Annotated in this window: 13 protein-coding genes; 3 read left to right on the top strand and 10 right to left on the bottom strand. The window is 75.5% G+C overall.

The window, feature by feature from the left end:
• Positions 1-188: 188 nt before the first annotated feature.
• From EDC57_RS07935 to polX, 3 genes are read left to right on the top strand one after another with little or no spacing between them, the layout of a single operon-like run.
• Positions 189-1,955 (top strand): glycosyltransferase family 39 protein, encoded by a 1,767-nt coding sequence (locus EDC57_RS07935; RefSeq protein ID WP_123401337.1) that lies wholly within the window; start codon positions 189-191, stop codon positions 1,953-1,955.
• Between the two features lie 51 nt (positions 1,956-2,006).
• Entirely contained in the window at positions 2,007-3,095 is a 1,089-nt protein-coding gene (gene amrS, locus EDC57_RS07940; protein ID WP_123401338.1) for an AmmeMemoRadiSam system radical SAM enzyme, read from the top strand.
• A gap of 3 nt (positions 3,096-3,098) precedes the next feature.
• Positions 3,099-4,823, top strand: coding sequence for a DNA polymerase/3'-5' exonuclease PolX (polX, locus tag EDC57_RS07945; RefSeq protein ID WP_123401339.1), 1,725 nt, complete (start codon positions 3,099-3,101; stop codon positions 4,821-4,823).
• 6 nt (positions 4,824-4,829) lie between these two features.
• Here polX and EDC57_RS07950 read toward each other — a convergent pair whose 3' ends face one another.
• The 10 genes from EDC57_RS07950 to EDC57_RS07995 all read right to left on the bottom strand — a co-directional run bounded on the left by EDC57_RS07950 (position 4,830) and on the right by EDC57_RS07995 (position 18,546).
• Complete coding sequence (locus tag EDC57_RS07950; RefSeq protein ID WP_123401340.1) at positions 4,830-5,435, bottom strand: glutaredoxin family protein; 606 nt, start codon at positions 5,433-5,435, stop codon at positions 4,830-4,832.
• An 81-nt stretch (positions 5,436-5,516) separates the two neighbouring features.
• Positions 5,517-7,397, bottom strand: coding sequence for a 1-deoxy-D-xylulose-5-phosphate synthase (gene dxs, locus EDC57_RS07955; protein WP_123401341.1), 1,881 nt, complete (start codon positions 7,395-7,397; stop codon positions 5,517-5,519).
• 81 nt (positions 7,398-7,478) lie between these two features.
• Entirely contained in the window at positions 7,479-8,213 is a 735-nt protein-coding gene (locus EDC57_RS07960) for a DUF3750 domain-containing protein (RefSeq protein WP_123401856.1), read from the bottom strand.
• A gap of 47 nt (positions 8,214-8,260) precedes the next feature.
• Positions 8,261-11,338, bottom strand: a complete 3,078-nt coding sequence (locus EDC57_RS07965) for an efflux RND transporter permease subunit (RefSeq protein WP_123401342.1) — start codon at positions 11,336-11,338, stop codon at positions 8,261-8,263.
• Positions 11,335-12,414: an efflux RND transporter periplasmic adaptor subunit gene (locus EDC57_RS07970; RefSeq protein ID WP_123401343.1), complete on the bottom strand. Its 1,080-nt coding sequence runs from the start codon at positions 12,412-12,414 to the stop codon at positions 11,335-11,337. The genes EDC57_RS07965 and EDC57_RS07970 overlap by 4 nt, the downstream gene beginning before the upstream one ends.
• Positions 12,411-13,040: a TetR/AcrR family transcriptional regulator gene (locus EDC57_RS07975; RefSeq protein WP_123401344.1), complete on the bottom strand. Its 630-nt coding sequence runs from the start codon at positions 13,038-13,040 to the stop codon at positions 12,411-12,413. The genes EDC57_RS07970 and EDC57_RS07975 overlap by 4 nt, the downstream gene beginning before the upstream one ends.
• An 87-nt stretch (positions 13,041-13,127) precedes the next feature.
• A complete protein-coding gene (gene aceB, locus EDC57_RS07980) occupies positions 13,128-14,720 on the bottom strand; it encodes a malate synthase A (protein ID WP_123401345.1) in 1,593 nt (530 codons plus the stop codon).
• A gap of 30 nt (positions 14,721-14,750) precedes the next feature.
• Complete coding sequence (gene glcF / locus EDC57_RS07985) at positions 14,751-15,989, bottom strand: glycolate oxidase subunit GlcF (RefSeq protein WP_123401346.1); 1,239 nt, start codon at positions 15,987-15,989, stop codon at positions 14,751-14,753.
• Between the two features lie 2 nt (positions 15,990-15,991).
• Positions 15,992-17,062 carry a glycolate oxidase subunit GlcE gene (gene glcE / locus EDC57_RS07990; protein ID WP_123401347.1) on the bottom strand — a complete coding sequence of 357 codons (1,071 nt, stop codon included), beginning with the start codon at positions 17,060-17,062 and terminating at the stop codon, positions 15,992-15,994.
• Positions 17,062-18,546 (bottom strand): FAD-linked oxidase C-terminal domain-containing protein, encoded by a 1,485-nt coding sequence (locus EDC57_RS07995; RefSeq protein ID WP_425454795.1) that lies wholly within the window; start codon positions 18,544-18,546, stop codon positions 17,062-17,064. The genes glcE and EDC57_RS07995 overlap by 1 nt, the downstream gene beginning before the upstream one ends.
• Positions 18,547-18,664 lie beyond the last annotated feature (118 nt).

An 18,664-nucleotide genomic window follows, 5' to 3' on the forward strand; every position in this document is an offset into this window, starting at 1 on the left:
TCCGAGCGATTCCGCCCCCACGGGCCGGCCGCCTTGCGCCCGCCTCTTCCGCCGCGGGAAGGATTAATCACTCATCAAGCCTATCCCTGTATGCTTCGTGCCTCGTGCGAGGCCGTGCACTACATCGTTCGCGGTCCGCGCATCCCAATCCTTGATCCGGATCAAGACCGCCCCGGCGCCCAGGCACCATGCTCCATCGCCCAGTCCACCTGCCCGCCGAGTCCCGGCCGTACCCGCGGCAGCCCCGGGCGGCCGCCGGTCTCCGGCGAAACCCCTGGGCGGCGCACGGCTGGCTTGCGGGCTGGGCCCTGCTGGTGGCGACGACGCTGGTCCTGCGCCAGCCCGTCCCCATCGACGAGACGCGCTATCTCGCCGTGGCCTGGGAGATGTGGCAGCGCGGCGACTTCCTCGTGCCCCATCTCAACGGGCATCCCTACGCCCACAAGCCGCCGCTGCTCTTCTGGCTCTTCCACCTCGGCTGGGCCCTGTTCGGCGTCAACGCATGGTGGCCGCGGCTGGTGCCGCCCCTGCTCGCCCTCGCCGCCCTGTGGGTGACCCGGCGCATCGCGGGGCGGCTGTGGCCCGACGGCGAGGCCGCCCTGCTCGCCCCCTGGGTCCTGCTCGGCTGCCTCTTCTGGGCCGCCTACATGCCGGCCACCCTGTTCGACCTGCCGCTCACCGCCGCCGTGACCACGGCGATCTACGGCCTCGTCCTCGCCGCCACCGGCGCCCCGCGCCGCGGCTGGGCCGTCACCGCCGGCGGGCTCGCCGCGGGGCTGCTCTTCAAGGGACCGGTGGCCCTGCTCCCGGTGGCCTCGGTGGCGCTCGCAGGGCCCTGGTGGAGCGGGGAGGTGCGGCGGGCCCCGCGCCGCTGGTACGGCGGCTTCGCCCTCGCCGTGCTCGCCGGGCTGGCCGCCCTCGCCGCCTGGGCCCTGCCCGCGGCCTGGGCCGGGGGGCCCGGCTACGCCGACGACCTCCTCTGGCGCCAGACCGCGGACCGGGTGGTGGAGAGCTTCGCCCACCGCCGCCCCTGGTGGTGGTACTTGCCGCTCCTGCCGGTGCTGCTCTTCCCCTGGAGCCTGTGGCCGCCGGCCTGGCGCGGGCTCGGGCGCTGGCTGCGCAGCACCGAGCCGGGGCTTCGCATGGCCCTCGTCTGGGTGGTGCCGCCGCTGCTCGTCCTGAGCGCCGCCAGCGGCAAGCAGGCGCACTACCTGCTGCCGCTCTTCCCCGGGGCGGCCCTCGCCGGGGCGAGGCTCGCCGCCGAGTCCGCCGCCGGGCGCGGCGGCAGGGCGCGGGCGCTGGGGGCCGTGGTCCCCATGGCGGCCGCCGCGGCCGTGCTGCCGGGGCTGCCGCTGCTCGCCGAACGCTGGCTGCACCGGCCGGTGGACGGCGGCTGGGTCCTCTGGAGCAGCCTCCTCGTCGCCGCGGGCGGCCTGATCCTGCGCACGGCGGTGCGGGGCGGGGCGCGCGCCAACGTGATCGCCCTCTCCCTGGGCGGCCAGGTGACGGCGCTCGCCCTCACCGGCATGGTCCTGCAGATGCTGGCGCCGTTCTTCGACCCCGCCCCCATGGCGCGCCGGGTGGCACCCCTCGTCGCCGCAGGCACCCCCGTGGCCTGGGTCGGCGGCTACCACGGCCAGCTCCACTTCGCCGGCCGCATCCGGCGGCCGCTGGACGAGGTGGACCGGGGCGGCACCGCGGCCTGGGCGCGCGCGCACCCGGACGGCTACGTGGTCCGGCGCGAGGAGAACCCGCCGCAGGGAGGGGCGGTGCGCCCCGTCTTCGTCCAGCCCTACCGCGACGGCTGGCTGGTGCTGTGGCGGGCGGCCCATGAAAGACCCCCGCCGGAGAGGCGGGGGAAGCACGCACCACGAGGAGGAGGATCGCCGATGAGCGCACCGTCGCTCACCCTCCTTGTCGGCCGCCCGGCCCTGGACTTGAACGGCGGCGCTTGAATCCCGCCCCGGCGCCCCCACAATCGGCTCAGGCCCTGCCGGGAGAAGCCCATGGCCGCCGCCGACGCCGCTCCCGCCCGCTACTGGCACCGCCTCCCCGACGGGCGCATCCAGTGCGACCTCTGCCCGCGCTTCTGCAAGCTGCGCGAAGGGCAGCGCGGCCTCTGCTACGTGCGCGCCTGCGAGGGCGGGCGCATGGTGCTCACCACCTGGGGGCGCTCCAGCGGCTTCTGCGTCGACCCCATCGAGAAGAAGCCCCTCAACCACTTCCTCCCGGGGACGCCGGTGCTCTCCTTCGGCACCGCGGGCTGCAACCTCGCCTGCAAGTTCTGCCAGAACTGGGACATCTCCAAGTCGCGGGAGATGGACACGCTGGCCGACCGCGCCGATCCGGAGACCATCGCCCGCGCCGCCGAGGCCCTGGGCTGCCGCAGCGTCGCCTACACCTACAACGACCCCGTGATCTTCCTCGAGTACGCCCTCGACGTCGCCGCCGCCTGCCGCGCCCGCGGCATCCGCTCGGTGGCGGTGACCGCAGGCTACATCTGCCCGGAGCCGCGGGCCGAGTTCTTCGCCGCCATGGACGCCGCCAACGTCGATCTCAAGGCCTTCGACGAGGACTTCTACCACCGCCTCACCGGCGGACACCTCCAGCCCGTCCTCGAGACCCTCGAGTACCTGCGCCGCGAGACCGGGGTCTGGCTCGAGATCACGACCCTGCTCATCCCCGGTCACAACGACTCCGACGAGGAGCTGGACCGCATGACGGCCTGGGTGGTGGAGCGGCTCGGCCCCGACGTGCCCATGCACTTCACCGCCTTCCACCCCGACTACAAGATGCGCGACGTGCCCCCGACCCCGCCCGAGACCCTCTCGCGCGCCCGCGCCATCGCCCTGCGCAACGGCGTCCGCTACGCCTACACCGGCAACGTCCACGACGAGGCCGGGCAGAGCACCTACTGCCACGCCTGCGGCGCGCGCCTCATCGGCCGGGACTGGTACCGCATCACCCACTGGGGCCTGGACGCGCAGGGGCGCTGCCGCCGCTGCGCCACCCCCTGCGCCGGCGTCTTCGAGCCCCGTCCGGGCACCTGGGGTCCGCGGCGGCTGCCGGTGCGCCTCGCCGACTTCCGGGCCTGAACGGTGGCGGCCGACAACGAGACCATCGCCGCGGTCTTCGACGAGCTCGCCGACCTGCACGAGATCGAGGGCGACAACCCCTTCCGCGTGCGCGCCTACCGCAACGCCGCGCGCACCCTGCGCGGGCTCGGCCGCGAGGCGGCGCAGCTGCTGGCGGCCGGGGAGGACCTGACCCGGCTGCCCGGCATCGGCCGCGAGCTCGCCGCCAAGATCGCCGAGATCGTGGCCACCGGGACCTGCGCCGCGCTGGAGCGGGCACGGGCGCGCGTCCCGCACGGGCTGGTGGAGCTGCTGCACGTCCCCGGCCTCGGTCCGGTGCGGGTGCGCACCCTCCACCGCGCCCTCGGCATCGACAGCCCCGAGGCCCTCGCCGAGGCCGCCCGCGCCGGCCGCCTGCGCGCGCTGCCGGGCTTCGGCGAGCGTCTCGAGGCCCGCATCCTCGAAGCCCTGCAGGCGCGCCTGGACCAGGCCCGCCGTTTCCCCCTGCACAAGGTCGAGCCCGTGGTGGCGCGGCTCCTGGCCTACCTGCGCCACACCCCGGGGGTGGCGCGGGTGGAGCCGGCGGGCAGCTTCCGCCGCCGCCGCGACACGGTGGGCGATCTCGACGTCCTCGCCGTCGCCGCCGACGGCGCCGCGGTGGGTGACCGCCTCGCCGCCTGGGAGGAGACCGCCGAGGTCCTCTCCCGCGGCCCGACGCGGGCGAGCATCGTCCACCGCGACGGCATCCAGGTGGACCTGCGGGTGGTGCCGCTGGAGAGCTTCGGCGCCGCCTGGCACTACTTCACCGGCGCCAAGGCGCACAACATCGCCGTGCGCCGCATGGGCCAAGCCCGCGGCCTCAAGATCAACGAGTATGGGGTCTTCCGCGGCGGCGAGCGCATCGCCGGCGTCGACGAGGCCTCGGTCTACGCCGCCGTGGCGCTGCCCTGGATCCCGCCGGAGCTGCGCGAGGACCGCGGCGAGCTGGAGGCGGCGCGCCAGGGCGCCCTGCCGCGGCTGGTGGAGCGCGCCGACCTGCGCGGCGACCTGCACTGCCACACCACCGCCAGCGACGGGCGCGACGACCTCGAGGCCATGGCCCGGGCGGCGCAGGCCCGCGGCCTCGAGTACCTCGCGATCACGGAGCACTCGCGCCGCCTCCGCATCGCCCGCGGCCTCGACGAGCGCGGCCTGCTGCGCCACTTCACCGCCATCGACGAGCTCAACGCCCGCCTCGAGGGGATCACGCTGCTCAAGGGGGTGGAGGTGGACATCCTCGAGGACGGGCGGCTGGACCTGCCCGACCGGGTGCTGGAGCGCTGCGAGGTGGTGGTGGCGGCGGTCCACTCCGCCTTCGGCCTCGACGCCGGGCGCCAGACCCGGCGCATCCTGCGCGCCCTGGACCACCCCCTGGTGCACGTCCTCGCCCACCCCACCGGACGGCTCCTGGGGCGGCGTCCGCCCTACGCGGTGGATCTCGCCGCGGTCATCCGCCGCGCCGCCCGCAACGGCGTCTGGCTCGAGCTCAACGCCAATCCCTGGCGGCTCGACCTCGACGACGTGCACTGCCGCATGGCCCGCGACGAGGGCGCGCGCATCGCCCTCTCCTCCGACGCCCACGCGGCGGCGGAGCTGGACCACCTGCGCCACGGCATCGACCAGGCCCGCCGCGGCTGGCTGGAGGCCCGCGACGTGGTCAACACGCGCCCGCTGGAGGCGCTGCGGCCCCTGCTCGCGGCGCGCCGCTGAGGGGGATCAGCCCGCTCGGCGCACGGGCGGCTGCGCGCCGAGGTGCGCCGCGAGCGCATCCGCGGTGCCCACGTACGCGCCGTCGAGCCAGATCTGGGGCACGGTGACCGGCGTGCGGGGACCGATCCGGGGCTTGACCCGGGCCAGCATCTCGTAGAGGGCGCGCGGATCGCGCACCACGTCGTGGTAGGCGTAGTCGATGCCGGCCTCGGCCAGCATCGCCTTGGCCCGCTCGCAATGGGGGCAGCCGGCCTTGCCGAAGAGGTGGCTGCCCTCGAGGGGGGTGCGCGCGGCGTGGGCCTCGATCACGGCCTGGGTGAAGAGGCCGCGGTTGAGCGCAAGCCCCTGGCTCACCACCCGCCCCTCCACCATGACGATGGGCGCGTGCCAGCCCCCCGCGCGCAGCGGCCGCCACCACTCGCTGAGCCAGTCCCGCACCTCCACCGCCACCGGGATGCCCGCAAGCTCGTGGGCCAGGGTATCGCGGATCACGTCCTGGGTCAGCGCGCACTCCCCGCACGGGATCCGCACCCGGAACGGCCCCCAGGCCCCCGCCCAGCGGTAGACCATGACCCGCACCGGGTCCTCTCCGTCTCCCTGCGCCCTCGCCATCGGCCTCGTCTCCCATGCCGCATGCCTGCCCGAGGAGACCGCCCCGGCGCGGCGCGTCTTACCGCGGCCCCGCACGAAGGCTCAGCGCAGCCCCCGCAGCGCCGGCCGCCGGCGCACCCCGCCCGCGGCGCGCCGCACCGCCCGCACGATCCCCTCGGCATCGAGGCCGGCCTCGGCGAGCAGCTCCCCGCGGCTGCCGTGCCCCTGGAAGCGGTCGGGAAGCCCCAGGTGCAGCAGCCGCGGCCCCGCGCCGGCGAGGGCTTCCGCCACCGCGCCGCCGGCCCCGCCCGCGACCACGTTGTCCTCCAGCGTCACCAGGACGCGGTGCGTCGCCGCCAGCTCGCGCAGCAGCGTCTCGTCCAGCGGCTTGACGAAGCGCATGCCCGCCACCGTGGCATCCAGCGCCTCGGCGGCGGCGAGCGCCGCCTCCAGGAGGGCCCCGAAGACGAGGAGCGCCACCCCCGAACCGCCCCGGCGCACCACCACGCCGCGCCCGTGCGCAAGCGGCGCCGCCTCCCGACCGGCCGGCGCCGGCCCCCGCGGCCACCGCACCGCCGCCGGGCCCTCCAGGGCCAGGGCGTGCTCCAGCATGGCCCGGCACTCGGCGGCATCCGCCGGCGCCATCACCGTCAGCCCCGGGATGCAGCGCAGGTAGGTGAGGTCGAAGGCGCCGGCGTGGGTGGGCCCGTCCGGGCCCACCACCCCGGCGCGGTCGATGGCGAAGAGCACCGGCAGGCCCTGCAGCGCCACGTCGTGGATGAGCTGGTCGTAGGCGCGCTGAAGGAAGGTGGAGTAGATGGCCACCACCGGGCGCAGGCCGGCGCAGGCGAGCCCCGCGGCGAAGGTCACCGCGTGCTGCTCGGCGATGCCCACGTCGAAGTAGCGCTGCGGGAAGCGCTCGGCGAAGGCCACCAGCCCCGAGCCCTCGCGCATCGCCGGCGTGATCGCCACCAGCCGCGGCTCCCGCGCCGCCGCCTCGCAGATCCATGCCCCGAAGACCTCGGTCCAGGTGGCTCCGCCGGCGCCGGAGACGGCCCGGCCCGCCGCCGGGTCGAAGGGCCCGGTGGCGTGCCAGGCCACCGGATCGGCCTCCGCCGGGGGATAGCCCTTGCCCTTGCGGGTCACGACGTGGAGCAGCTGCGGCCCGCGCCGCTCGCGCAGGCGGGCGAGCACCGCCACCAGCGTCTCCACGTCGTGGCCGTCGACCGGGCCGTGGTAGTCGAAGCCCAGCTCCTGGAAGAAGGCCGCGGGCCCCAGCAGCCCCTTGACCTGGCGCCGCGCCTCCCGCAGCAGCGTCCCGGCCGGGCCCATCCGGGCCAGCGCCCGCTCCCCGCCGGCGCGCACGGCGCCGTAGAGCGGGCTCGCCCACAGCCGCGCCAGGGAGCGCGACAGCGCCCCCACGTTGGGCGAGATGGACATCTCGTTGTCGTTGAGGACCACGAGCAGGTCGGCGCCGAGATGGCCGGCGTGGTTGAGGGCCTCGTAGGCCATGCCGCCGGTGAGCCCGCCGTCGCCGATCACGGCGACGACACGGCGGTCCTCGCCGCGCAGCGCCGCCCCCACCGCCATGCCCAGCCCGGCCCCGATGGCGGTGCTCGCATGGCCCACCCCGAAGGCGTCGTACGGACTCTCCTCGCGCCGCGGGAAGCCCGACGGGCCGCCGCGGCGGCGCACCCGGCGCAGGGCCTCGCGCCGCCCGGTGAGGATCTTGTGCGGGTAGGCCTGGTGCCCCACGTCCCACACCACGAGGTCGTGGGGCGTGCGGTAGACGTAGTGCAGCGCCACGGCGAGCTCCACCGCGCCCAGGTTGGCGGCGAAGTGGCCGCCGGCGGCGGCGACGGTCTCGATGACGCAGCGGCGCACCTCGTCGGCCACCGCAGGCAGGCGCGATCGCGGCAGGCGGCGCAGGTCCGCCGGCGAGTCGATCATGGAGAGCAGGCGGTAGCGCGCGTCCTCGCCCATGGTGCCGCGGCATCGTCCCTCGTGACTCCCCTCCACGTTACCACCGCCCGGCGTGGCGGCGCCACGCCGCGGCGGCGCCGGTCAGGGGCCCACGCGGCCGATCCCGGGCAGGCGCAGGGCGAGGTCGGCGGGGTCGAGGCCGAAGGCGAGCCCGAGGAGGTTGATCTCCACCCCCTCCTCCCGCGCCAGGGTCAGGCCCAGAAGCCCGCCGAGGGAGAGCTGCCAGCCGGTGCCGCTCACCGCCGGCGCCAGCACGCGGGCGCCTAGGTAGTCTTTCCCCACCGCGGTGGGGGGCAGGTCCAGCCGCAGCGCCGGCACGCGCCGGGCGACCCAGGCGGTGAAGGTGTTGGAGTTCGGCCCCGGCCAGAGCCGGTAGCGGTCGGGCCAGGGGTAGGCCGCCACCGCGGCCTCGATGGCCGGGATCGCCGCCGCGGCCGCCTCCCCGCGCAGCTCGGCCAGCACCTCGGGGGCCGCGCCGAACCAGCGCGCATCGGGCGGGCGGTGGCTCGTCACCACGGCGGAGCCTCCGTGGTGGAGGCGCCAGCCGATCACCTCGTGCACCGTCCAGACGGCGGCCCCGCGCGGCTTGACCGCGATCCAGGTATGGATGCCGAAGGCGCCGCGCCAGCCCCAGGCACGCGCGCCGTAGACCTGGACCACGGCCTCCGGGGTCGCGGCCGGATCCGGCGCAAGCCCCACGGGCTCGCGCGACGCCGCCCACCAGGGGCCCCGCCCGCCTTCCGTGACGAGCGCAAGCGCCGGGCCCACGAGGAGGACGCCCAGGAGCCGCACCAGCCATTGCAGGGCAAAGCGCATCCCGATCCTGTGAGCCCCGGAGCCGGCGCGCGGTTCCCGCCCGCGCCTCAGGCCGCGCCGGCGGCGGGCCGCGCGCGCCAGGCGCACAGCCGCGCGAGGCCGTGGTTGAGGAGCGAATAGGCGGCCGGCACCACCACCAGCGTGAGCAGGGTCGAGGTCACCATGCCCCCGATGATGGCCACCGCCATGGGCTGGTTGGTGTCGGCCCCGGCGCCGCGGCCGAGCGCCGCCGGCAGCATGGCCAGGATCACCGTCAGCGACGTCATGAGCACCGGTCGCATGCGCAGGGGGCAGGCCTCGGCCAGGGCCTCGTCGATGCCGTGGCCGCGCGCGCGCAGCTGGTTGGTGAGGTCCACCAGCAGGATCGAGTTCTTGGCCACCAGCCCGAGCAGCAGCACCATGCCGATCATGGAGAAGATGTTGAGGGTCTGGCCCGCGAGCCACAGCCCCGCGATCCCGCCGATGATGGCGAGCGGCTGCGCGAGCATGATGACCACCGGCTGGAGGAAGGAGTCGAACTGGCTCGCCAGCACCATGTAGAGCAGGATCAGGGCCATGGTGAAGGCGAAGGTCATGTAGCGCGCGGTGTTGCCGAACTCCTCGGCCTGGCCGAGGAACTGGATGCCGTAGCCGGCAGGCAGCAGCTCCGCCGCGGCCTCGCGCACCGCCGCCACCGCCGCCCCCAGCGGCATCTCAGGGGTGCCGTAGAAGGCCGCCCCGTACTGCAGGTCGATGCGCGGGATCACGGCCGGCCCCAGGGTGCGCTCGAAGCGGGCCACGGTATCGAGCCGCACGAGCTCGCCCGCACCGCCCCGCAGGTAGACCCGGCCGAGGTCCGCCGGCCCCCGGATCGCCCCCCCGGCGGCCTTCAGGCGGATGTCGTAGCGGCGCCCGTCACCGGGCACGTCGTTGTACTTGGCCACGTCCAGCCCCCCGGCGAGGACGAAGAGCGCGGTGGCGAGATCCTGCGCCGGGATCCCGAGCTGCGCCGCGCGCTCGCGATCCACCACCGGCACCACCTGGGGCAGGTCGAGCTGGAGGTCGAGGTCGAGCCGGCCCATGCCCGGCAGGGCCGAGAGCCGCTCGTGCATGTGCCGCGCAAGCGCGGCCACCCGCTGCAGGTCGGGCCCCTTGAGCATGAACTGCAGCGGCTCGCCGCGCCCGCTGCTCAGGATCGGCACCTGCCCGGCAAAGGCCTCCACCCCCGGGATCGCCGCGAGCCGGCGGCGCACCGCCTCCACGATCTCGCTCTGGTGGCGTGTGCGCTCGGCGCGCGGGGCGAGGCGCACGAAGACGCTGCCGCGGTTGACCTGGCCGCCGTCGCCGCCGCCGATGGCGGCGAAGAAATGGTCGATGCCGGGCTCGGCCCGCAGCGCCGCCTCGATCTCGGCGAGCCGCCCGGCGGTGTAGTCGATGGACGAGCCCAGCGGGGTCCGGAACACCACCAGGAAGCGGCCCTCGTCGTCCTCGGGGACGAAGGTCTTGCCCACCTGGCCGAAGAGCAGGCCGCTGGCGGCCAACGCCGCCGCGGCGAGCCCCAGCACCGTCCAGCGCCAGCGCAGCACCAGGCCGAGCAGGCGCCGGTAGCCCGCCTCCATGGCGCGGAACCCGCTCTCGAGGAGGCGGTAGATCCGGCCGTGCTCGCGCCGCACCTGCAGGTAGCGCGAGCACAGCATCGGCGTCAGGGTCATGGAGACGAACCAGGAGACCAGCACCCCGAAGGTGACCACCACCGCGAAGGAGCGGAAGAAGCGGCCGATGATGCCGCCGAGGAAGATCACCGGCGCGAAGATCGAGACCAGGGCGAGGGTCGAGGCCAGCACCGCGAAGACCACCTCGCGGGTGCCGTGCTCGGCGGCGCGCACCGGGTCCGGGTCCACGGTCTCGCGACGGCGGTGGATGTTCTCCAGGACCACGATGGCGTCGTCCACCACGATGCCCACCAGCAGCAGCAGGGCGAGCAGGGTGAGCACGTTGATGCTGAAGCCGAAGCCGTACATCACCGCCACCGCGCCGAGCAGCGAGACCGGGATCGCAACGGCGATGATCAGGGTGGCGCGCAGGCTCTTGAGGAAGAGCCACACCACCAGCGCCGCGAGCAGCGTCCCCAGCGCCAGGTGCTCCTCCAGCGCCGCCACCATCTCGAGGACGAAGGCGCTGTCGTCCGAGGCGATGGACAGGCGCAGCCCCGGCGGCAGCGCCGGCACGATCTCCTCGCGCAGCCTGCGTCTGACCTCCTCGACGATGGCCACGGTGTTGGCGCCGCTGACCTTGACGACGCCGAGGCCCACCGCGGGCTCGCCGTCGAAACGCGCGATCTGCCGCGCATCGGCGAGCCCGTCCTCGATGCGGGCGAGGTCGCGCAGGTGCACCGGCGCCCCGTCGCGGTAGGCCACCAGCAGCCCGCCGAGGGCGGCCACGTCGTGGAACTCGAGGTCGAGCTTGAGCAGCGCCTCGCGGCCCGCGCCCTCCACGAAGCCGCCGGGCAGGCGGACGTGCTCGCGCCGCAGCGCCGCCACCACCTCGGGCACGGTGACCCCGAGGGCGGCCATGCGGGCAGGGTCCAGCTCGACCCGGATGGTGCGCTCGCGCTCACCGCCGATGCGCACCTCGCCCACCCCGTCCACGGTCTCGAGGCGCTTCTTGACGACGTTGCGGGCGTACTGGTTGAGCTGCTGCAGGGTGCGGTCGCCCTGGAGGACGATCCACATCACCGGCGCCGCGCCCACCTCCACCTTGGCCACCACCGGCACCTCGGCCTCGTCCGGCAGGTCGGCGACGATCTGGTTGATCTTGGCCTGGACCTCGTTGAAGGCGACGTCGATGTCCTTGAACAGGTTGAAGCGGACCAGGACCAGCGAGACCCCGGGCGAGGAGCTGGAGATGATGTGCTCGATCCCGGGCACGGTGTTGACCGCCTCCTCCACCACGCTGGTCAGGCTCGAGTCCACCACCTCGGGCGAGGCGCCGGTCATCACCGTGGTGACCGAGATCATGGGGAACTCGACGCTGGGGAAGCGGTCGACGCCGAGGCGCTGGAAGCTCACGAGCCCGAACAGCACCAGCACGCCCGAGAGCATCCAGGCGAGGACGTGGCGGCGGATGGCGATCTCGGGCAGGGTCATGCCCCGGGCTCCCCGCGCACCGCCACCGCGGCCCCGTCGGTGAGGAAGCCGGCGCCGTCCACCACCACCCGCTCGTCACCGGCAAGCCCGGAGCGGATCTCGATCCAGCCGTCGCCGTGCAGCCCCGTCTCCACCGGCCGCGCCGCGACCCGGCCACCGTCGGCGAGGACGTAGACCACCTCGCCCGCCGGCCGGCGCACCACCGCCGGCGCCGGCACCGTGACCGCGCCCGCGCGCCGCGCCAGCACCACCGTCATGTCGACGCTCGCCCCCGCGCGCCAGCCGCCGGGGTTGTCCAGCTCGGCGATGACGTAGAGGGCCCGTGCGCTGCGGCTGACCATGGGACGGATCTCGTCGATGCGCGCGCGCACCGTCCGCCCCGGCGCCGTGGGGCTTGCCAGGCGCACCTCCAGCCCCGGCCGCAGACTCGGCGCCAGCGCCTCGGGCAGCGGCGCCACCGCGCGCAGGCGGCCCTCGTCGACGATGCGGAAGAGCGGCTGGCCCACCTGGACGAAGTCGCCCGCGGAGACCCGGCGGGCCTCGATGCGCCCGGCCACGGGGGCGCGGATCGCGGCCTTGGCGAGGGCGTGGCGGCGCTCGGCGACGCGCGCCCGCGCCGCCGTGAGCTGCTCGCGCAGGGCGTCGAGCTGGGCCTCGGCCTCGTCCACCAGGGACTGGTTCACATGCCCCTGGGGCAGCAGCGAGCGCAGCCGCGCCACCTGCTTCTCCTGGGCGCGGATGAGGGCGGCGATGCGGGCCTCGTCGGCCACCGCCGCATCCAGGGCCAGGCGCAGGTCCGTCTCGTCGATGCGTGCGAGCACCGCGCCCGCGGCCACCGCATCGCCCTCCTCCGCCGCCGCCTCGGCGATGCGTCCGGCCACCTCCGCCGCGACCCAGGGGGCGTGCTTGGGCTCCAGCGTCCCCACGCTGCGCTCCACCACCTCGAGATCGCGCCGCACCGGGCTCGCCACCGTCACCGGCGTGCGCCGCACCTCCGCCGGCGCCGCCTCCTCCGCCGCCTCTCCGCTGCAGCCCGCGGCCAGCGCCGCGAGGGCGAGCGCCACGAGCCGCCTCACCGCCCCGCCTCCCGCGGCGCCGCGCCCCGCAGCAACAGCCGCGCGAGCCCGGCCGCGAAGCGCGCCGGATCCTCGGCCAGGGCCCGCGTCGCCGGCAGGTGGCGCAGCACGTCCCGGGCCAGGAAGAAGAGCACCTCGGCGCCGAAGAGCACCGTCACCAGCAGCCCCGGCTCCACGTCCGCGGCCAGCTCGCCCCGCGCCTGCGCCCGCTCCAGGTAGGCGACGATGCGGGCGTGATCGTCGCCGAAGACCTCCTCGGCGAGGGTCCGCGCCCGCTCCTGCCGCCCGGTGAGGAGCTCGCGCAGGATGAGCCGCGCCACCGCCCCCTGCTCCAGGAGGCTGGCGAGATGCGTCTGCGCGAGCCGCCCGAGCCCCGTCTCCAGGGGCTCGCCGCCCTCGTCGAGGCTGCGGATGAGCTCGCTGGTGCGCCGGCAGGCCCGCCGCACCACCGCGAGGTAGAGCGCCTCCTTGGTGCCGAAGTGGTGGAAGACCGTGGCCTTGCTGACCCCCGCGCGCCGCGCGATGGCCGCCATGGAGATCCCGTCGAAGCCGCGCTCGGCGAAGAGCGCCTCGGCCGCGTCCAGCACCGCCTGCGCCCCCGCCGCGCGGGTGTCGCCGTCCTGCATGCTCGCCCCCTCCGCTGACCGACCGATCGGTCAGCGGAGGGGATCATAGCCGCGCGCGGGGCGCGGCGCAAGGGCCCCGCCGGGCCCTCAGCCCCCGCGTGCCAGGAGCCGCTCGTAGGCGGGCAGGGTCAGGAAATCCTCGAAGCCCTCGGAGAGGACGAGGCCGTCGAGGAGCGCGCGCGCCTCCTCCAGGGGGAGGTCGGACCCGGCGAGCCGGGCCAGCTCCTCGTCGCGCAGCCGCTCGTAGAGGGCCGCGGTGATCTCCCGGCCGTCGTCGGTGCGGGCGCCGTTGCGGATCCACTGCCAGAGCTGGGCGCGGGCGATCTCGGCGGTGGCCGCATCCTCCATGAGGTTGAAGATGGCCACGGCGCCGAGGCCGTCGAGCCAGTTGGCGATGTACTGCAGGGCGACGGAGATGTTGTTGCGGATCCCGCCCTCGGTGATGGTGCCGCCCGGGACGTGGTCGTCGAGCAGGTCGCGGGCCGAGACCTGCACGTCCTCGCGCAGTCGGTCCTTCTGGTGCGGCCGCTCGCCCAGGACGCGGTCGAAGACCTCCTTCGCCACCGGCACCAGGTCCGGGTGCGCCACCCAGGTGCCGTCGAAGCCGTCGGCGGACTCGCGCTCCTTGTCCTCGCGCACCTTGGGGATCGCCACCTCGTTGACCTTGGGGTCCTTGCGGCTGGGGATGAAGGCGGCCATGCCGCCGATGGCGTGGGCGCCGCGCCGGTGGCAGGTGCGCACCAGCAGCTCGGTGTAGGCGCGCATGAAGGGCACGGTCATGGTCACCTGCGCGCGGTCCGGCAGGACGAAGTCGGGGCGCGTGCGGAACTTCTTGATCATGCTGAAGATGTAGTCCCAGCGCCCGGCATTGAGACCGGCCGCGTGGTGGCGCAGCTCGTAGAGGATCTCCTCCATCTCGAAGGCGGCGAGGATGGTCTCGATGAGGACCGTGGCGCGGATCGTGCCGCGGGGAAGGCCGAGGCGGTCCTGGGCGGCGTCGAAGACGTCGTTCCAGAGCCGCGCCTCGAGGTGGTTCTCCAGCTTGGGCAGGTAGAAGTAGGGGCCGCTGCCCCGCGCCACGAGCTCGCGGGCGTTGTGGAAGAAGTAGAGACCGAAGTCGAAGAGCGAGGCGCTGACGGGCTCGCCGTCGACGAGGACGTGCTTCTCGGGCAGGTGCCAGCCGCGCGGGCGCACCACCAGGGTGGCGGTCTCGTCCTTGAGCTCGTAGACCTTCTGCGCCGTCTCGAGGCGGATGGTGCGGCGCACCGCGTCGCGCAGGTTCACCTGCCCGTCCATGACGTTGGCCCAGGTGGGCGAGAGCGCATCCTCGAAGTCGGCCATGAAGACCTTGGCCCCCGAGTTGAGGGCGTTGATCATCATCCGCCGCTCCACCGGCCCCGTGATCTCCACGCGCCGGTCCTCGAGGTCCGCCGGCGCCGGCGCCACCCGCCACGCCGACTCGCGCACGGCGCGGGTCTCCTCGAGGAAGTCGGGCAGCCGCCCGGCCTCGATCTCCGCCTGCACGCGCACGCGCCGCGCCAGCAGCTCGTGGCGACGGCCGTTGAAGTCGCGGTGCAGCCCGGCGACGAAGGCCACCGCGTCGGGGGTGAGGATCTCGCGCCACGCGGGGCGGATCTCGCCCCGGATCTCGACGCCCTCGACGATCCGCTCGCTGTTCATCGCTGCCTCCTCCGGTTCTCGTGGTGTGTGTCACGCGCGGGCCGCGCCCGCGCCCTCCAGCCCCTCCGCCACCGCCTCCAGCCAGTGCCGCACCGACACCGGGGACGCCGCCGCCAGGTGCGCCAGGCAGCCGATGTTGGCGGTGAGGATCTCCTGCGGCCCGCCGGCGGTGAGGGCGGCCAGGCGCCGCGCCCGCAGCGCCCCCGCCAGCGTCGGCTCGAGCAGCGAATAGGTGCCGGCCGAGCCGCAGCAGAGATGGGCATCGGCCACCGGGAGCAGCTCGAAGCCGAGGCCCCGCAGCAGGGCCTCGGCCTGCTCCGCGGCGCGCAGGCCGTGCCGCAGCGTGCAGGGGACGTGGAAGGCGACGCGCCGCCCGGCGCCCGGCCGGCCGAGCCGGCGCCAGTCCAGGGCGGCCACCAGCTCGGCCGGGTCGCGCACGCGCTCGGCCAGCCGCCGGGCGCGCTCGGCGTAGGCCGGATCGGCGCCCAGCAGCTCGCCGTACTCGCGCAGCATGAGGCCGCAGCCGCTGGCGCTCGCCACCACCGCCTCCGCACCCGCCTCCAGGTGGGGCCACCAGGCGTCGATGTTGCGCCGGGCCAGGTCGCGGGCCGCCTCGGCCGCGCCGAGGTGGTGGCTGATGGCGCCGCAGCAGCCCGCCTGCGCCGCCCGCACCACCTCCACCCCGAGGTCGGCCAGGACCCGGGCGAGGGCGGCGTCGACGGCCGGGCGCAGCACCGGCTGCACGCAGCCCTCGAGCAGCAGCACGCGCCGCGCGGCCTGCACCCGCGGCCACGGCGCCGCCGCCGCGGCGGGCGGCACCTTCTCCCGCAGCACCCCGGGGAGCAGCGGCCGCAGCGCCCGCCCCAGCGCCAGGGCGGCGGCGAAGCGGGTGCGGTGGGGCAGCACCGCCCGCAGCAGCGCCCGCAGCGCGCGCTGGCGGAGCGGACGCGGCCGCTCGCGCTCGAGCACCTCGCGCCCGAGATCGAGCAGGCGGTGATAGCGCACCCCCGAGGGGCAGGTGGTCTCGCAGCTTCGGCAGAGCAGGCAGCGGTCCAGATGCAGGCGGGTGCGCTCGCCCACCGCCTCGCCCTCGAAGAGCTGCTTGAGCAGGTAGATGCGCCCGCGGGGGCTGTCGTCCTCGTCGCCGAGGAGCTGGTAGGTGGGACAGGTGGCGAGACAGAAGCCGCAGTGGACGCAGGCGCGCAGGATGGCGTCGGCCTCCTCGCCCAGGGCCGTGCCGCGGAAGCGTTCGGCAAGCCGCGTCTGCATCCTCAGAGCCCCGGATAGAGCCGGCCGGGATTGAGGATCCCGTGCGGGTCCAGCGCCGCCTTGAGCCGGCGGTGCAGGCGCAGGATCGGCTCCGGCAGGGGATGGAAGACGGTCACCCCGGCCGCCGGCCCCGAGAGGCGGGTGGCGTGCCCACCGGCCGCCGCCGCCACCTCGCGGATCCGCCCCGCGGGCTCGGCGCTGCGCAGGAAGCGCTGCCCGCCGCCCCAGTCCAGGAGCCACTCGCCCGCAAGCGGCAAAGGCGGCGCCGCGGGCGGCAGCGCGATCCGCCAGAGCGCGCCCTCGCCGTCGCGGAAGAAGGGATGGGCGAGGTCGCGGACGCCGTCCCAGAAGGCCGCCGCCTCCGCCTCCCCCATGACCTCCCCGCCCACCTCGGCGGCGGCGGCCTCGACCCCCGCGGCGGCCCCGGCCAGGCGCAGATGGAGCCGCCCCGCCACATGGCAGGCCCCGGCCAGCGGCAGCGGGCGCCGCGCAAGCCCGGCGAGCCGCTCCAGGGCACCCGCGGCGTCGAGCGCGAGGACCCGGGTCTGCTCCCGCACCGGGCGCGGCACCACCCGCAACGAGACCTCCAACAGCACCCCGAGGGTCCCCTGCGCCCCCGCCATCAGCCGCGAGAGGTCGTAGCCGGCGACGTTCTTCATCACCTGGCCGCCGAAGCGCAGCACCTCGCCGCGGCCGTTGACCAGGCGCACCCCGAGGACGAAGTCCCGCAGCGCCCCCGCCCACGGGCGGCGCGGCCCCGACAGCCCCGCCGCCACCACCCCGCCGAGGGTCGACGCCGCCCCCAGCCGGGGCGGCTCGAAGCCCAGCATCTGCCCCTGCGCCGCCAGCGCCGCCTCCACCTCGGCGAGCGGCGTGCCCGCGCGCGCCGTGATCACGAGCTCGGTGGGCTCGTAGCCGACGATGCCCTCGTGGCCCGCGAGCGGGAGCGGCTCGCCCGCCACCGCCTCGCCGAGGAAGGCCTTGGTGCCGCCCCCCTGCGGGATCAGGGGCGTGCCCCGGGCGGCGGCCTCGCGCACCCGCTCGGCGATCTCGGCGCTGCGGTCCGCCGCCATCAGAACCGCTCCAGATCGGGGAACGGCAGTCGCCCGCCGCGCACGTGCATGCCGCCGAGCTCGGCGCAGCGCGCCAGGGTCGGGATGGCCTTGTCCGGATTGAGGATGCGCCCGGGGTCGAAGGCCTCCTTGACGGCGTGGAACTGCGCGATCTCCTCGCGCGTGAACTGCACGCACATGGCCGGCAGCTTCTCCAGCCCCACCCCGTGCTCGCCCGTGATGGTGCCGCCCGCCTCGACGCAGAGCTCGAGGATGCGCAGCCCCAGCTCCTCGGTGCGCTCGAGCTCGCCCGGGCGGTTGGCGTCGTAGAGGATCAGCGGATGGAGGTTGCCGTCGCCGGCGTGGAAGACGTTGACCACCGCCAGCCCGTACGCCTCCGAAAGGCGGGCGATGCCCTCCAGCACCCGGGCGAGGGCGCGCCGCGGGATCGTGCCGTCCATGCAGTAGTAGTCGGGCGAGATCCTGCCCACCGCCGGGAAGGCGTTCTTGCGCCCGGACCAGAAGAGCGCCCGCTCGCGCTCGTCGCGCGCAAGGCGCACCTCGCGCGCGCCGCAGTCCTCGAGGATCGCGCGCACCCGGCCGATGTCCTCCTCCACCTCCTCCGGCGTACCGTCCAGCTCGCAGAGCAGGATCGCCGCGGCGTCCACCGGGTAGCCGGCGTGGACGAAGTCCTCGGCGGCGCGGATGGCGGGCCCGTCCATCATCTCCAGGCCGCCCGGGATGATCCCCGCGGCGATGATGCGGCTGACCGCCTCCCCCGCGGTGGGGATGTCGTCGAAGGCGGCCAGCAGCACCCGCGCGCACACCGGCCGCGGCAGCAGCCGCACCGTGGCCTCGGTCACCACCCCCAGCATCCCCTCCGAGCCGATGAGCAGCGCCAGCAGGTCGTAGCCCGGCGCATCGGGCGCGACCCCGCCGAGGCGCACGAACTCGCCCTCCACCGTCACCATCTCGACCCCCACCACGTTGTGGACGGTGAGGCCGTACTTGAGGCAGTGGACCCCGCCGGCGTTCTCGGCCACGTTGCCGCCGATGGTGCAGGTGACCTGCGAGGACGGGTCCGGGGCGTAGTAGAGCCCGTAGGGGGCCGCGGCCTCGGTGACGGCGAGGTTGCGCACCCCCGGCTCGACGCGGGCGACGCGGTTTCGCACGTCCACCTCGAGGACGCGGTTCATGCGGGCGAGGCTGAGGACGATCCCCTCCGGGTGCGGCACCGCGCCGCCGGATAGGCTGGTGCCGGCCCCGCGCGGCACCAGCGGCACCCCGGCCTCGGCGCAGGCGCGCACCACCTCCCGCACCTCCTCGCGGCTGCGCGGCAGGACCACCGCCGCGGGCAGGGCGCGGTAGGCGGACAGGCCGTCGCACTCGTAGGGACGCAGCGCCTCGGGATCCGTGAGCACGCACCCGCCGCCGAGCCTGCGCGCAAGCGTCTCGGCCACCGCCCGCGCCCGCCGCCTTGCCGTCCGGTCCGCTCCGCCGTCCACCGCGAACCCTCCCGTCGCGCCCGCCTCGACCATAATAGGTGCGTCGCCGCCCGCGCGGGCGGGGCCTGCCCCTCGGTGACAACCATAGCGCCGGGCGCGGCGTTTCACAATACAACGC

This window comes from Inmirania thermothiophila, from assembly GCF_003751635.1.
Taxonomy (GTDB): Bacteria; Pseudomonadota; Gammaproteobacteria; order DSM-100275; family DSM-100275; genus Inmirania; species Inmirania thermothiophila.

What these genes read in the sequence shown, in the direction of transcription:
- EDC57_RS07935 (WP_123401337.1), top strand. Translation starts at nt 189, where the DNA reads ATGCTCCATCGCCCAGTCCACCTGCCCGCCGAGTCCCGGCCGTACCCG.
- amrS (WP_123401338.1), top strand. Translation starts at nt 2,007, where the DNA reads ATGGCCGCCGCCGACGCCGCTCCCGCCCGCTACTGGCACCGCCTCCCC.
- EDC57_RS07950 (WP_123401340.1), bottom strand. Translation starts at nt 5,435, where the DNA reads ATGGCGAGGGCGCAGGGAGACGGAGAGGACCCGGTGCGGGTCATGGTC.
- dxs (WP_123401341.1), bottom strand. Translation starts at nt 7,397, where the DNA reads ATGGGCGAGGACGCGCGCTACCGCCTGCTCTCCATGATCGACTCGCCG.
- EDC57_RS07960 (WP_123401856.1), bottom strand. Translation starts at nt 8,213, where the DNA reads ATGCGCTTTGCCCTGCAATGGCTGGTGCGGCTCCTGGGCGTCCTCCTC.
- EDC57_RS07965 (WP_123401342.1), bottom strand. Translation starts at nt 11,338, where the DNA reads ATGACCCTGCCCGAGATCGCCATCCGCCGCCACGTCCTCGCCTGGATG.
- EDC57_RS07975 (WP_123401344.1), bottom strand. Translation starts at nt 13,040, where the DNA reads ATGCAGGACGGCGACACCCGCGCGGCGGGGGCGCAGGCGGTGCTGGAC.
- aceB (WP_123401345.1), bottom strand. Translation starts at nt 14,720, where the DNA reads ATGAACAGCGAGCGGATCGTCGAGGGCGTCGAGATCCGGGGCGAGATC.
- glcF (WP_123401346.1), bottom strand. Translation starts at nt 15,989, where the DNA reads ATGCAGACGCGGCTTGCCGAACGCTTCCGCGGCACGGCCCTGGGCGAG.
- glcE (WP_123401347.1), bottom strand. Translation starts at nt 17,062, where the DNA reads ATGGCGGCGGACCGCAGCGCCGAGATCGCCGAGCGGGTGCGCGAGGCC.